This window comes from Ruegeria sp. CDSA034, from assembly GCF_059612275.1.
On sequence record NZ_JBXWQH010000003.1, the window covers coordinates 186,765 to 201,020 of the forward strand.

The 14,256-nt window shown below is 57.7% G+C and carries 10 protein-coding genes; 7 read left to right on the plus strand and 3 right to left on the minus strand.

The window, feature by feature from the left end; translation table 11 throughout:
• Positions 1–404: 404 nt before the first annotated feature.
• On the plus strand, positions 405–857 hold the full coding sequence (locus AC2FLJ_RS07710) for a baeRF12 domain-containing protein (RefSeq protein WP_496705146.1): 453 nt from the start codon (positions 405–407) through the stop codon (positions 855–857).
• A gap of 50 nt (positions 858–907) precedes the next feature.
• Here the strand turns inward: AC2FLJ_RS07710 and AC2FLJ_RS07715 are convergent, their stop codons facing one another.
• Entirely contained in the window at positions 908–1,459 is a 552-nt protein-coding gene (locus AC2FLJ_RS07715; protein WP_058277461.1) for an LOG family protein, read from the minus strand.
• 126 nt (positions 1,460–1,585) lie between these two features.
• On the opposite strand from AC2FLJ_RS07715, the gene AC2FLJ_RS07720 reads away from it, so the two are divergent.
• The 3 genes from AC2FLJ_RS07720 to AC2FLJ_RS07730 all read left to right on the plus strand — a co-directional run bounded on the left by AC2FLJ_RS07720 (position 1,586) and on the right by AC2FLJ_RS07730 (position 5,263).
• Positions 1,586–2,902: a LysM peptidoglycan-binding domain-containing protein gene (locus AC2FLJ_RS07720; RefSeq protein WP_496705148.1), complete on the plus strand. Its 1,317-nt coding sequence runs from the start codon at positions 1,586–1,588 to the stop codon at positions 2,900–2,902.
• 79 nt (positions 2,903–2,981) lie between these two features.
• Positions 2,982–4,781 carry an ABCB family ABC transporter ATP-binding protein/permease gene (locus tag AC2FLJ_RS07725; protein WP_496696876.1) on the plus strand — a complete coding sequence of 600 codons (1,800 nt, stop codon included), beginning with the start codon at positions 2,982–2,984 and terminating at the stop codon, positions 4,779–4,781.
• 158 nt (positions 4,782–4,939) lie between these two features.
• A complete protein-coding gene (locus AC2FLJ_RS07730) occupies positions 4,940–5,263 on the plus strand; it encodes a hypothetical protein (protein ID WP_496696873.1) in 324 nt (107 codons plus the stop codon).
• A gap of 45 nt (positions 5,264–5,308) precedes the next feature.
• Here AC2FLJ_RS07730 and AC2FLJ_RS07735 read toward each other — a convergent pair whose 3' ends face one another.
• Both AC2FLJ_RS07735 and AC2FLJ_RS07740 read right to left on the minus strand, forming a co-directional pair.
• Complete coding sequence (locus tag AC2FLJ_RS07735) at positions 5,309–9,106, minus strand: efflux RND transporter permease subunit (protein ID WP_496705151.1); 3,798 nt, start codon at positions 9,104–9,106, stop codon at positions 5,309–5,311.
• Positions 9,103–10,335 (minus strand): efflux RND transporter periplasmic adaptor subunit, encoded by a 1,233-nt coding sequence (locus tag AC2FLJ_RS07740; RefSeq protein WP_472724036.1) that lies wholly within the window; start codon positions 10,333–10,335, stop codon positions 9,103–9,105. Before AC2FLJ_RS07740 ends, AC2FLJ_RS07735 begins: the two co-directional genes overlap by 4 nt.
• Before the next feature lie 225 nt (positions 10,336–10,560).
• Between AC2FLJ_RS07740 and AC2FLJ_RS07745 the strand changes: the two genes are divergently transcribed.
• From AC2FLJ_RS07745 to der, 3 genes are read left to right on the plus strand one after another with little or no spacing between them, the layout of a single operon-like run.
• Positions 10,561–11,232, plus strand: a complete 672-nt coding sequence (locus AC2FLJ_RS07745; protein WP_496696869.1) for a hypothetical protein — start codon at positions 10,561–10,563, stop codon at positions 11,230–11,232.
• 42 nt (positions 11,233–11,274) lie between these two features.
• Positions 11,275–12,597 (plus strand): outer membrane protein assembly factor BamB family protein, encoded by a 1,323-nt coding sequence (locus AC2FLJ_RS07750; protein WP_282120414.1) that lies wholly within the window; start codon positions 11,275–11,277, stop codon positions 12,595–12,597.
• 48 nt (positions 12,598–12,645) lie between these two features.
• A complete protein-coding gene (gene der / locus AC2FLJ_RS07755; RefSeq protein WP_496705154.1) occupies positions 12,646–14,109 on the plus strand; it encodes a ribosome biogenesis GTPase Der in 1,464 nt (487 codons plus the stop codon).
• Positions 14,110–14,256: the final 147 nt, after the last annotated feature.

The following is a 14,256-nucleotide window of genomic DNA, read 5'->3' on the forward strand; positions in this document are numbered from 1 at the left end:
ACAGCAATCAGTCTTCCCAACTGTGCAAAAGATGTTGTCTGACAAGTCGTCGTGAATGCCGGGTTGCTTCAGCAAAATACCGCTTTGCGTTGGCAGACAACCTTTGTGCTCAGATAAGCGAACAGCGGGTTTGTCCGCAAAACTGACTTTAGTCGAAAAGCCATTCGACAGTGTCGACGTGACCCTGCAACTCTGCCGCAGGAGAAAACCTGCCTATACGTCAACTTTCGAATTGAGACCTATTGTACGCCGTCCCGCAATACCTAGCTAAAGTATGCGGAGGGAGAGAGCCGTAAACCACTAAGAAAACGGTCAGGCAACGCGCCGAATGACTTCGGTGCGTCTCGGGTAAGCTGTGCCTGACGCATGAGGGATGGCCAAAAACGCCATTACAGGAGAACACAATGGTCGAACTTGCACAGGGAACATGGGTTGTCATCGCCGACGGGGAAAAGGCGCTGTTCATGGAGAATATCACCGACGCTGAAGATCCCAATCTGGTTGTCGTATCCGTAGAAGAAAGCAATGGACCAAGGACCAAGCCTTCGGACCGGGCCGGTCGTCGTTTTGACACGGCGCCACACCAGAAATCGGCCGTGGAAGAGAGCAAATGGAAAACCCACGCGAAGTCCCTATTCGTGCAGGATGTCGCCAACTTGTTGAACCGCAAGGGATTAAAAGGGGCCTATAAACGTTTGGTCCTGGTGGCCAGCCCGCATGTTCTGGGGCTGCTGCGTCGGCGGTTGCACAGCGAAGTGCTGGGAAAAGTGGTTGCAGAGGTTGATAAAACCCTGACCAATCACCCGCTGCACAAGGTTGAACAAGTGTTGCGACAGCGCTTTGCCCCTGCGACTTGAATTCGGTGAAATCAAACGGGCGGTTCTGACCGCCCGTTTTACCAGCCGCGTTAGTTCAGAACTTTTCTGAGCACTGACATTGCGGCGTTGGGGCCGTCGACCCATGTGATGAAGTCTGACAGCGACGCATCGGCAAAGCCTTGGCCGATGACCTGTTGCAACAACTCGTGCAGCGTATCCCAATACCCATCCACATTCATGACTAGAATGGGCTTGTCGTGCAGGCCCAACTGACGCCAAGTAAGCGCCTCGAACAACTCGTCCAGCGACCCCGGGCCGCCGGGCAGGACGATGACTGCATCGGCGTTCATGATCATGACCTTCTTACGTTCGTGCATAGTCTCGGTGACCACGAAACGGGTCAGGTCCGTTTTGCCGACTTCGCGTTGCAGAAGATGCACGGGGATGACGCCGAACGTGTCGCCACCAGCGGATTGCGCGGCACGCGCGACCTCACCCATTAGTCCGACATCTCCGGCACCGTAGACCAGTCGCCAGCCTTCTTCGGCCAAAAGGGTTCCAAAGTGCTGCGCCGCTTCGGAATAGGCCGGATTCGCGCCATTTCGTGACCCGCAATACACACAGACAGATTTCTGAGACATGGGATGGCTTCTCCGGGCTTGTATATGGTGTTTTGACCCGTGATAGCGGGATTGATAGATTGGCTCAACCGTCAGGCAGAATGTGTTATACTCAAAGCACTTGCGCTGCGGAGTGAAGGGAAAAGAATGAATTCCAATTCGGGAAGCGAAAGTTCCGGAACTTTCACCTGGGGGGTGATTGCCGGCGTCGTTGCATTGGTGGGAGCCGGTGGGTTGTACCTGTCCGGTATCTTCGGCGCTGGTCCTCAGGACGCTGTGCCGCAACAAGACACCGCAGTCCAGACCACGGAAGCGGCCAGTACGAATTCCACCGCCTCTGAGGATCAGACCACGGCAATTCAGGAACAGGAAGCCATTGATCAGTCTGATGACACTTCTGCACCAGCGACTGATACCGCCGAGGTCGAGCCGGTTGCCGCACCACCGACTCTGGACCAGATTTTCGTAGAACCCGACGGAAATACTGTTCTTTCGGGCAACGCAGAACCGGGTGCGGACATTCGTGTTTTGCTGGATGGTGAGCAGGTACACAGCTTTACCGTCGACGACTCCGGTCAGTTTGCCGAGTTTCTATCGATCCCATTCTCAGATGATGCACGCGGGTTAACACTGGAAACTGCGGGTGAGGATCAAACTGTCCGTTCGGACGATTATTTGATTGCAGCCTTGCCTGAACCGGAACCGGCAATTGAGCAGATAGCTGCCTTGGAAACAGGTGACGCCGCCAGTGATCAAACTGCAGGGGCGCAAGACACGTCGACGCCTGCGACGACCGATGAAACATCGACAACCGGTGATGTCGAAACGGCGGAGGCAGTTGCAGATCAACCAGAGGATCAACCCCAGGAAACTGCACAACAAGTCGCTGAAGAAAGCAACGAAAGTCAACAAGTTGCTATTTTGCGTTCAGGGGAAGACGGGGTTGAACTGGTTCAATCTCCAACAGCCGAACCCGATACTTCGGATGAGGTCTCGTTGGACACGATTGGGTATTCTGACGTTGGCGACGTTGAACTGACTGGCCGGGTGCCGGACGGGTCTGCGGTGCGGCTGTATCTGGACAACCAGCTTGTCGCCGACCTGCCGCTGGTCGATGATGGTAAATGGCGCAGCGAGTTGGAAGGGATTGACCCCGGGATCTACACCCTGCGTGTGGATGAAATCGCCACGGATGGCACCGTGGTCAGTCGCCTTGAAACGCCGTTCAAGCGCGAACCACTGGAAGCTCTGCGCGCGGCAGAGGGTGGTGACCAGCCCGAGGGCGAAACAGATACCCCCCCGATCCGCGCGGTCACTGTGCAGGAAGGCGACACGCTTTGGGCCATATCGCGTGATCGGTTCGGCGATGGTATCCTTTACGTGAAATTGTTCGAGGCTAACCGCGACGCGATCCGCGATCCTGATTTGATATATCCCGGTCAGATATTCACCATCCCGGAATGAACTATTGCTGCTGGCCCTTGGTGGGCCAGCGGTCTATCTCTGACCGCAGATCAGGTACGTGATGAGACGAGCAGCGCCAATGACCTCAGCCGATACGCCCACGCCCGACGACCGCCGCTCTGGTTGGCGCACGATCCGGAAGGTTGCGCCTTATATGTGGCCCGAGGACGAGCCTTGGGTAAAACGTCGCGTCGTTCTAGCCATGGGTATGCTGGTGCTGGCCAAGCTGATCGCCGTCTATACCCCTATCCTTTATAAGGGCGCTGTCGATGGGCTGGCAGGTGAGGGTGTTCCGCCACTGGCCTTGGGCGCTGTTGGCCTGACCGTGGCGTATGGCGTCGCACGTATGATGACCGTTGGTTTCCAGCAGTTACGCGATGCGGCCTTTGCCCCGGTAGGGCAGCGGGCCTTGCGCGCACTGGCATTGGAGACCTTCCAGCACATCCACCAGCTGTCCATGCGTTATCACGTGACGCGCCGCACCGGAGGGCTGAGCCGGATCATCGAGCGTGGTGTGAAAGGCGTGGAATTCCTGCTGCGCTTTTTGCTGTTTTCCATCGGTCCATTGATCCTGGAACTGCTGTTGGTCGCGATCATTCTGATGTGGCTGTTCGACGTCTGGTATCTGGTTGTCGTTGCTGTCACCATCGCGCTGTACATCTGGTTCACCTTTGCGGTGACCGAATGGCGCGTGAAGCTGCGCCGCGAGATGAACGATCAGGATACTGAGGCCAACCAACGCGCCATCGACAGCCTGCTGAATTTCGAAACCGTCAAGTATTTCAATGCTGAGTCACGCGAGGCGGCTCGGTACGACGTGTCGATGAAGGCCTATGCCGGGGCTGCGCTTAAGACGGCGTATTCGCTGGCCTTCCTGAATTTTGGTCAGTCCCTTCTGATCACTTGCGGGCTGATCGGCGTGATGGTTCTGGCGGCCATGGGGGTGCAGCAGGGTACGCTGACCGTCGGCGATTTCGTCATGGTCAACGCCTATATGATCCAGATCACAGTGCCGCTGAACTTTCTGGGCACCGTCTACCGGGAAATCCGCCAATCGCTGGTGGATATGGGGCAGATGTTCGACCTGTTGGAACAACCGACCGAGGTGCAGGACAAGCCCGGCGCGCCAGATCTGGTGGTCAGTGGTGGTGAGGTGACATTGGACAATGTGCGCTTTGGCTATGATGTGGACCGCGAGATACTCAAAGGTGTGTCGCTGACGGTACCTGCTGGCCAGACTGTTGCAATTGTCGGTGCCACAGGTTCGGGTAAGTCAACGATAGGCCGCTTGCTGTTCCGGTTCTACGATGTCACCGGGGGCGCGTTGAAGATCGACGGGCAGGACGTGCGCCACGTGACCCTGAACAGCCTGCACTCAGCCATCGGTGTCGTGCCGCAGGACACGGTGCTGTTTAATGATACGATCCGGTACAACATCGCTTATGGCCGGGACGGGGCCACGCAGGAAGAAGTCGAAGCAGCTGCCAAAGCTGCGCAGATCCATGATTTTATCGTGACCTTGCCAGAAGGCTATGACACCAAGGTTGGAGAGCGGGGCCTGAAGCTGTCGGGTGGTGAGAAACAACGGGTGGGCATTGCGCGTACCCTTCTGAAGAACCCGCCGATCCTGCTGTTGGATGAGGCGACCTCGGCGCTGGACACAGATACCGAGCAGGACATCAAGGATGCCTTGGCGCGGGCAGGCGAAGGACGAACCGTGCTGACGATCGCGCACCGCCTTAGCACGATTGCCGAGGCGGACCGCATTGTCGTTCTGGAACGCGGAGAAATCCTTGAACAAGGCACCCATGACCAGCTTTTGCAGCGCGCGGGCCGTTACGCGCAGCTCTGGAGTCGCCAGCAAGCGGACGCGGCCTGATCCGGTCATGAGGGTAATTCCTGAGGCCGGGCAGAACAGCCCTGCAAAAATGCGTTCATTCCCGCAGGTTTAATTTGACGTTCATTTTCCTTGGTGACAAATCACCTAAAGTCACGGTGCCAGGTTCTTTGGCCGGACCTTAATCAAAGGAATATCTAATGAAAATGCGTGCAGCAGCAGCCTTGGCCGCAACTGTTCTTGTGGCGACTTCGGCATTTGCCGAGGATCTTGAATTTCTGGTTGTGAATGACTCCAGCGCGGATCTGGTCGAGTTCAATGTCTCACCTGCGTCTTCCGACAGCTGGGAGGGGAACCTGCTGCGCGGTGGCTATGTCGCGCCCGATTACGAAATCGATGTTGTCATCGCGGATGGTCTGACCACATGTGTCTACGATATTCGGGGGGCGTTCGACGATGGTTCGTCGGCTGAAGACTTCGGTCTGAACCTGTGTGATTTGGGTGAATATGTATTCACCGACTAGGTCATAGAAAAGAAAAATGGCGAACCGTGGGGTTCGCCATTTATGTTACTCAGCCGCCTTGAGGGGCGATGTTGGTGGGTGATCGGGACGCTCATCCTTGTCTGCATCTGGTGCGGGCGCAGTCGGCGTCTCATCACCCCAGACAACCTCGGTGGCCTGTACCTGACGGGCAGCGTGACCAACCGCCATATCCTGAGCGATTTGGCTGGAACGACCTGCAGTGGCGCGTGCCAGCGCCTTGGCCAGCCATACCGCATAGGTGGTGACCCACACCCGTAGCGCCAGGAACGATGGCGTCACGATCAGCGTCAGAACCGTTGCAATACCCAGCCCAAACACAACTGCCGTAGCCAGCTGTTTCCACCACAGCGCAGTTGGGCTGTCGATAGAATAGCCGCCATTGATGAAGTCCAGCGACAATCCGAACATCATCGGCGTCAGACCGGCCATCGTGGTCAAGGTGGTCAGTAGAACCGGCCGGATACGCGCTTCAGCCGTGCGGATGATCGCCTCGATCCGGGGCATATATCGGCTATATTCCTGATATGTATCGATCAGAACTATGTTGTTGTTCACCACAATCCCTGCCAAGGCCACAATCCCTGTACCGGTCATGATGATCGAGAACGGTTGCTGCATGACCATCATCCCGATCAGAACGCCGGTGGTCGAAAGCACAACGGCCAGCAGAACAAGCACCGAGTTGTAGAACGAGTTGAATTGCGCCAGCAGGATCACAAACATCAGGCCTAAAGCAGCCAAGAAAGCGCTGGACAGGAAAGCCTGGCTTTCTGCCTGATCTTCCTGATCGCCGGTCCATTCCCAACTGACGGTGCTGCCGAAGGGATTGGTTTCAAGCCACTCGGTCAGCACTGCAATGCGTTCGTTGGGATTGATCAGGCTAATCCGGGCGTCGCCGGATTCAATATCAGACCGCATGACGTCGACGTTTTCTGCGCCTGTAAGCGTCACCAGCTCATAGATATTGCCTGTCGGGGCGGTTAGCGTCGCGCCGGTAGGTTCGGATCCGTCGACAACCTCGCGCACGATTGCCAGCCGTTGCTCTGTGCCATCTTCATTGTCTACCACAACTTTGCTCAAGCCTGGCTCAACATCCGCTTTCACATCGTAATAGCGCTGCTGGTTGATCCGGTTGATCTCGGCCAGTTTGGCCACAGGCTTGCGGGTGACAAAGTTCGACAAAGGCACCAGCCCATCCGGCGTACGCACCTTGAGCGTATCCAATGTCGACAAAACCCGGTCTTCATCGGGCAGGCGAACGCGGATTTCGATTTCCTCGTCCACGCTGTCGGGGCGCATTTCGCCCAGCAGCAGCCCGCGCGTGACCAGCTGCACCATCGCGCCCACGGTTGCCACATCCGCGCCAAAACGACCCGCTTTGGCAACATCCACGTCGATTTGCCAGTCGATACCCGGCAAGGGCAGGGTGTCTTCGATCTTGATCAGGCCGGGCGTTTCATCGAACGTTTTACGGGCCGCAGCAGTGGCTGAGTTCAGTTCTTCCCAGCCATCCGCCTTGATGCGCAAATGAACGGGTTTGGCCGAGGCCGGACCCTGTTCCAGCGGTAGGATTTCCACGATGAAGCCCGGAATTTTCGCAAGTTCGGCGTTCAATTGATCGAGCACGAAGTCGCCGTCATATTCCGGGGCAACCGTTTCACGGTCGATCAACCCGCCGAAGATCGGTTCGGACACGTTAGGCCGGTCTTCCCACGGGATGATTTCAAACTGGACGCGACCGACAGTGTCTGCCGGTGCTTGCGCACCTCCATTGTTTTGGTTCAGCCCGCCTTCTCCGGCAAAGGAAAACACGTTCACGACTGCGGGATGTGCGCTGATAATTTCTTCGGCCGCCAGTACCATTTGGTCCTTTTCGACCAGCGATATGTTGCCACGTGCACGAACATAGGCCGTGGCTTGCTCGGGTTCGCTTTCGACGAAGAACTCTACACCCCGATTGTTGTTCCCAAATGCGGTCATGACTGACATCACGGCGAAGCCAATGACGACAATCGAAACAATCGGCATGATTGGGTTGCCGACGAGGAACTTGATGACATAGCCAAAGGGTGTGTGTTCGCGTGCTGTATGCACATGCTGATCGGGTGCGCGTTCTATTTTGGCGGCACTCAACGTAACAGAACCGGCAAATGCTCCAAAAATGAACAGGAAGGCGCCAAGCAGAACTGCTCCGAATGCGCCTTCGGGTAACAGATAGGTCGGATTCAGCAGTTGCATCGCACCAAGGAAGATCAGGTACAGCGATGGCGGCACCATAACCGCACGAACCCACCACCGGGTGCGTGCGCGCAGCCAGTCGGATGTGCGGTCAAAAACCCGGCTCAGACGTCCCGAAACACCGCCCATGACAGGCAGATAGATCAGTGCAACGATCAACGAAGCGGACAAAACGAAGATCAGCGTGACAGGCAGCATGCCCATGAATTCACCCGGGACACCCGGCCAAAACAGCATCGGCAGGAAGGCGCACAATGTTGTGGCCGTGGATGACACGATAGGCCAGAACATACGCTGCGCAGCCTCGACATAGGCGTGCATCGGGCCGACGCCCTCTTTGATGCGCCGGTCAGCGTATTCCACGACAACAATGGCCCCGTCGACGAGCATACCCACCGCAAGGATCAGACCGAACATCACGATGTTCGAGATGCTGATGCCCATGACTGCCAGGAACGCAAAACACAGCAGGAATGAGGTCGGGATCGCAAAACCAACCAGCAATGCGGCGCGTGTGCCCAAAGAGGCCAGAACAACGATCATCACCAGTGCGATGGCCGTCAGAACCGAGCCTTCCAACTGGCTGACCATCGAACCGACGATGCGGCTTTGGTCGTTCGAGGTGCCCAGCTGGATTGCGGCCTGCATCTCGGGCGGCCATTTGGCCTGCGCAGCGGCAATGGTTTGTTTCACACCCTCGACTGTGTCGATCAGGTTGTAGCCCTTGCGCTTAACCACCTGCAACGCGACGGTTTGTTCGCCGTTGAAACGGGCGGTGCCTTCGCGGTCCTCAAAGGTATAGTTGATCTGCGCCAATTCCCCCAGGGTGACGACCCGGTCGCCGTTCACTTTGACCGGCAGGCCATAAACATCCTGCGCAGTTTTGAAGGAAGAGGGGATCTTGACCGAGAATGTTCCCTGAGCGGTTTCAACCTCACCGGCAGCGATCAGCTGATTGTTGTTGCGCACAACATCGATAAGCTCGGCGGCGGTGACGTTGTATGCCTCAAGCCGAAGAGGGTCGATTATGACCTCAAGCAATTCGTCACGGTTGCCCGCGATACCGGCTTCGAGCACCGAATCCATCGCCTCAAGGTCGTCCTGTAAAGCCTTGGCGACCCGCGCCATAGTGCGCTCGGGGACTGCACCCGTCAGGTTGACGATAACGATGGGGAATTCTGAGAAATTGATCTCGGTCAGCGAGTATTGCTCGGCTCCGTCGGGGAATTCGGCTTGCGCGCTGTTCATCGCGTCGCGCACATCAGCCATGATCGCGGTTTTGTCCCAGCCGAAATCGAACTCCAGCGCCACGCCGGCATACCCTTCGGCGGCGGTCGAGGTCATCTCTTTCAGCCCATCAAGGTCCGCAAGTTCGGTCTCCATTGGTTTGACCAACAGGTTTTCCGAATCCTCGGCTGAGATGCCCGGAAACTGAACCGAGACAAACAGGGCAGGGATTTCAATGTCTGGCTCGCCTTCTTTCGGCAGGCTGACATAGGCAAAGCCGCCAATCACCAATGAGATGGCGATAAAGGCCAGAACCATTCTGGCCCGGCCGGCGGCCCAACTGACGATTCCGGTCATTTGGAAGCTTCCCGATATGTGGGTTCAACTGTGACGCCGCGGGTCACGAACTCTTGCCCGATGACGATGATGTCCACAGTTTCCGGCAGGCCACCGACCCAAACGCCTTCGGCAGTATCACGAAGAAGAACGACGGGCTGGAAATCGACCACGTTGCTCTGGCCAATGGTGCGGACACCGAGTTGACCGTTATTGCTCAGGGTCAGTGCCGATTGCGGCAGGAAATGCGCCTTGGCCCCGGCGGCCGAAATGCGGATGTCGGCGGTTTGGCCGTCCCGAATGGCCAGTTCCGGGTTCGGAACAGTGATTTCGACCTCAAACGTGCGGGTTGTTTCATCGGCCGAGCGGCTCAGGAATGTCACACGACCAGAAACCTGCAGGCCAGTGACCAACTGCGCCGTGGCTTCGGTTCCGACAATGATGCGGTTCACCTCGGTTTCCGGCACAAAACCCACCAGCTTGATTGGATCTAGTTGGATAACGGTCGCGCATAGCGCACCGGGCTGCATCAGGCTGCCCAATTCTGCGGTATCGCTTTCCAACAATCCCTTGAAGGGTGCTGTGATCGTCTGGCGATCGATTTCGCGTTCCGCGGCTTTGACCTCGGCGGTTGCGGCTTCGATTCCAGCGCGGGTGGCCTCAAGACCGGCTTCGGCGGTTTTGATACCGGCCTCGGCGGTTCTCATCGCCGCCTCGCTTGAGATTCTGCGTGTTTCAGATCCAAACCCCGAGTCAGACAGTTTATTCGCAGCCGTCAGGTTGATCTCGGCTTCGGCGACACGCGCATGTGCTTCTTCCAGGCGGGCTTCGGCTTCTGGAATGCGGCTTTGGGCTTCTAGCTTGGCAGCCTTCGCTTCGGCCAAACTGGCGGGGCGGGTGCCTGGATCAAGCTCGCACAGAAGATCGCCGGCTTCGACGAACGTGCCTTTGCGCTTAGGCTCTGAGATGACGGTCGATGTGGTTTCAGCCAGAACTTCGACCTGACGATTGGCCTTGGTCTGGCCCCGCAACAACACGGCGCTGTCAATTTCACGTGCGGTTGACCTAAGGGCAACAACGCCAATCGTCGCCTGATCCACGTCCACGACTTCGCCAGATTCGCTGGCAACCTCAGGGCTGGCCTCGGCTTCCGCGCGCCCGGCGAAAGAGAACAGGCTATCCCGTTCGAAAACCAAAAAAAACAAAACAACAATAACCAAAGCGGCGTTTACTAATGAAATCAATCGCATGCAGGACAACTCCCAGAATTCTGCGCCACATTTTTTTTGCGGTCATGCTAGAAAGTGGGGACGATTATGTATCGTTTCCACACTAAACTGAATAGTTCGGTTTATTTTTTTCTACAAGAGGGCAGGCCACCGGCGGGATTGTAAAAAATCGGGCTCTTGGCTTGGCGATTGCGCCGGGGTATGACATGGCGCCATACACCAAGGATGCAGCCCCGGAGGGCAGGGATGAGCGACGTCGACAGTTTTATTGATGAGGTGACCGAAGAGGTACGCCGGGACCGCCTGTTCTTGCTATTGCGTAGATGGGGCTGGATCGGTGTGCTTGTGGTTGTCCTGATCGTGGGCGGTGCTGCGTTCAATGAAGTCCGCAAGTCGCGCGCAACCAGTCAGGCGCAGGATTTGGGTGATTCAATCCTGGCGGCGCTGGCACAGAATCAGTCGGATGACCGTGCCGCCAGTCTTGCCGCCGTCGAAACACAATCGCCGGGTGGGGATGCGGTTCTTAACATGCTGTTGTCGGCCTCTCAGTTTGAGGCCGGATCGGAACAGGATGCGGTCGCCAGCCTGAACGCCATTGCGTCCCAAGGGGATCTGCCGGAAATCTACCGCGCGATCGCGGCTTTCAAGGCGCTGCTTTTGCAAAGCGACACTCTGCCCGCAGCCGATCGCCGTCTTCAGTTCGAAGCGCTGGCTGCGCCGGGTGCTCCGCTGCGGTTGCTGGCCAAAGAACAGTTGGCCCTGATTGATGTGTCCGAGGGCAATGTTGACGCGGCCATCACGCGGCTTCAGGCCTTGCGCCAGGACGCAGAAGTTGGCGTGGATCTGCAACAGCGTGCGGCTCAGTTGATTGTAGCGCTGGGTGGCGAACCAGAGCCGCTGATCGCCCAACAGGGCTGATCCGGTGGCGGCAGGAAAACTTACAGGCGAGTTCGGAACATCATGGTAGCAAGTCTATTCTCCCGTATTGGATTGCCGATGGCAGCCCTTTCACTGACCCTGGTCGCCGCCTGCCGGGAACCCGAGGTTATCTTGCCGGGGCCGCGAGAAGATATCCGGCCCACTGCCGATACCGAAACGGTGGAAACTCGCGGCTCAAAACCGATCAGCCTTCCGGCGCAAAGAGCCAACGCGAGTTGGCCGCAAAGCCCGGGTACGGCCGCGTTCCGGACGACCAATGCACAGTTGCGCGCAACGCCGCAGCGCATCTGGTCCGCATCAATCGGTCAAGGTGACTCGCGCAAGCAAAGGATCACGGCTGATCCCGTGGTTGCGGGCGGGTTGATTTATACGCTTGATGCCGGCGCAACGGTGTCTGCAGTGTCGCCGCAAGGGCAGGTTGTTTGGAACACCGATCTTATTCCGCCAAGTGATGGCGACTCGGATGCCACGGGTGGTGGCATGGCCTATGATAACGGTGTGCTTTATGTGTCTTCCGGCTATGGCCGCCTAACAGCGCTGGATGCCAAAACCGGTGCAGTTCGTTGGCAAAAAAGGTTGAATGCGACCGGTAGCGGCGCGCCTTTGGTCAGTAGCGGGCTGCTGTATCTGGTGGCAGGTGACGAAACTGGCTGGGCGGTCAACACCAAGGACGGCCGCATCGCCTGGCAAATTCAGGGCACCCCAAGCGTTGGAAACGTTCTGGGTGCGCCGGCGCCAGTGATTGCATCAGATTTTTCCGTGTTCGCCTTTGGCTCGGGTGATGTCGCAGCGACGTTCCGTCGGGGGGGGATTCGCCGCTGGAACGCGTCAGTAGCCGGGGGACGTCGCGGACGTGCGGCGGCGCAGATCGTCGATGTAACCGGTGGACCAATGGTTGCGGGCGATAAGATCTATATCGGCAACCATTCTGGGCGCACAGTCGCGTTTGACGCCAATTCCGGCGAACGGATATGGACCGCAGACGAGGGGGCCGTCGATACCGTCTGGGCCGCTGGCAACAGTATTTTCCTGATCAGCGACCGCAGCCAACTGGTGCGGCTGGACGCTGCGACCGGAGCGATTGTCTGGGCGCAGGACCTGCCGGGTTTTGTTAAGGATAAGCCGGGACGCCGCGGTCCGGTCTACGCGCATTATGGTCCGATCATGGCGGGTGGGCGCATCGTCATCGCCTCGAATGACGGCTATGTTCGGTTCTTCAGCCCTGTTGACGGAGCACTGGTGAACCGTGTCGAAGTGCCAGGTGGCGCGACCACGGCACCGGTTGTGGCGGGTCAAACACTGTACGTCGTGTCGACCAAAGGTGATTTGCACGCTTTCCGTTGACCACAAGATGCGCTAAAGGGCGCGTCTGAGTCTTGAAAGTTGAGTATCATGTCGCTGACCCTCGCCATCGTGGGGCGCCCGAATGTGGGCAAATCCACCCTGTTCAATCGCCTTGTGGGCAAACGTCTGGCTTTGGTCGACGACCAGCCCGGCGTGACGCGCGATTTGCGCGAAGGCCAAGGGCGTCTGGGGGATCTGCGCTTTACCGTGATCGACACTGCGGGGCTTGAAGACGCAACCGACGACAGCCTTGAGGGTCGCATGCGCCGCCTGACCGAGCGTGCGGTGGACATGGCAGATGTCTGTCTGTTCATGCTTGACGCGCGCGTCGGGGTCACGCCAACCGATGAGATGTTTGCCGAGATTCTGCGCAAACGTTCCAAACACGTGATCCTTGCGGCCAACAAGGCCGAAGGAAACGCGGCGGATGCGGGTGTGCTTGAAGCCTATAACCTTGGTCTGGGTGAGCCGGTGCGCCTGTCGGGCGAGCATGGCGAAGGGATGACCGATCTTTATTCCCAGCTTATGCCATTGGCCGATGCCGCCGAAGAACAGGCGGTCGAGTATGCGCCGGAAACCGATATCGAACTGGATGAGGACGGTGAGGGCGAGACGCCAATGATCACCGCCGAAAAGCCTTTGCAGGTGGCAGTTGTTGGCCGCCCGAACGCGGGCAAATCCACATTGATCAACAAGATCATTGGGGAAGACCGCCTGCTGACCGGGCCAGAGGCTGGTATTACGCGCGATGCCATCAGTCTGCGGATCGATTGGGCCGACCCGGACGGGGACAGCACGCCGATGCGTATCTTTGATACGGCCGGTATGCGTAAAAAAGCCAAAGTTCAGGAAAAACTTGAAAAGCTTTCAGTCTCGGATGGTCTGCGTGCTGTGAAATTTGCCGAAGTGGTGGTGGTTCTGCTGGACGCTGCCATCCCCTTTGAACAGCAGGACCTGCGTATTGCCGATCTTGCCGAGCGTGAGGGTCGCGCCGTTGTTGTCGCCATCAACAAATGGGACATCGAAGAAGATAAACAGGAAAAGCTGCGGGATCTGAAAGAGTCATTCGAACGTTTGCTGCCGCAACTGCGTGGCGCACCGCTGGTGACGGTCTCGGCAAAGACAGGCCGGGGTCTGGAACGGTTGCGTGCCGCGATCCTGCGGGCTCATGACATTTGGAACCGCCGTGTGCCGACGGCCGCGTTGAACCGCTGGCTGACAGCCATGTTGGAGCAGCACCCGCCGCCAGCCCCGCAGGGTCGTCGGATCAAGCTGCGGTATATGACTCAGGTCAAAACCCGCCCGCCGGGCTTTGTCGTCATGTGTTCGCACCCTGACAAGATGCCAGCCAGTTACACCCGGTATCTGGTCAACGGTCTGCGCGAATCTTTTGACATGCCCGGTACTCCGATCCGCCTGACTTTGCGCGGACAGGGGGACAAGAACCCGTACAAGGGACGCCGTAAGAAAAACGCGGGCGCCTTGGCCAAACATCTCAAAGGTCGCGCGTAACTGCGCCAATTTTCAGCATTTTCGGCTGAAGGGCGTGACAGCCCCATTTCCCCGCGCTAGCATTCACTGGCGTGCATCTGTTTTTGTGTGCGCGTAATTTCACGCGGAGCTTCCGCACCAGTTTTTGACAACCATTGGACCTGACCA

Coding starts and splice junctions, on each gene's coding strand:
- AC2FLJ_RS07710 (WP_496705146.1), top strand. CDS start 405: ATGGTCGAACTTGCACAGGGAACATGGGTTGTCATCGCCGACGGGGAA.
- AC2FLJ_RS07715 (WP_058277461.1), bottom strand. CDS start 1,459: ATGTCTCAGAAATCTGTCTGTGTGTATTGCGGGTCACGAAATGGCGCG.
- AC2FLJ_RS07720 (WP_496705148.1), top strand. CDS start 1,586: ATGAATTCCAATTCGGGAAGCGAAAGTTCCGGAACTTTCACCTGGGGG.
- AC2FLJ_RS07725 (WP_496696876.1), top strand. CDS start 2,982: ATGACCTCAGCCGATACGCCCACGCCCGACGACCGCCGCTCTGGTTGG.
- AC2FLJ_RS07730 (WP_496696873.1), top strand. CDS start 4,940: ATGAAAATGCGTGCAGCAGCAGCCTTGGCCGCAACTGTTCTTGTGGCG.
- AC2FLJ_RS07735 (WP_496705151.1), bottom strand. CDS start 9,106: ATGACCGGAATCGTCAGTTGGGCCGCCGGCCGGGCCAGAATGGTTCTG.
- AC2FLJ_RS07740 (WP_472724036.1), bottom strand. CDS start 10,335: ATGCGATTGATTTCATTAGTAAACGCCGCTTTGGTTATTGTTGTTTTG.
- AC2FLJ_RS07745 (WP_496696869.1), top strand. CDS start 10,561: ATGAGCGACGTCGACAGTTTTATTGATGAGGTGACCGAAGAGGTACGC.
- AC2FLJ_RS07750 (WP_282120414.1), top strand. CDS start 11,275: ATGGTAGCAAGTCTATTCTCCCGTATTGGATTGCCGATGGCAGCCCTT.
- der (WP_496705154.1), top strand. CDS start 12,646: ATGTCGCTGACCCTCGCCATCGTGGGGCGCCCGAATGTGGGCAAATCC.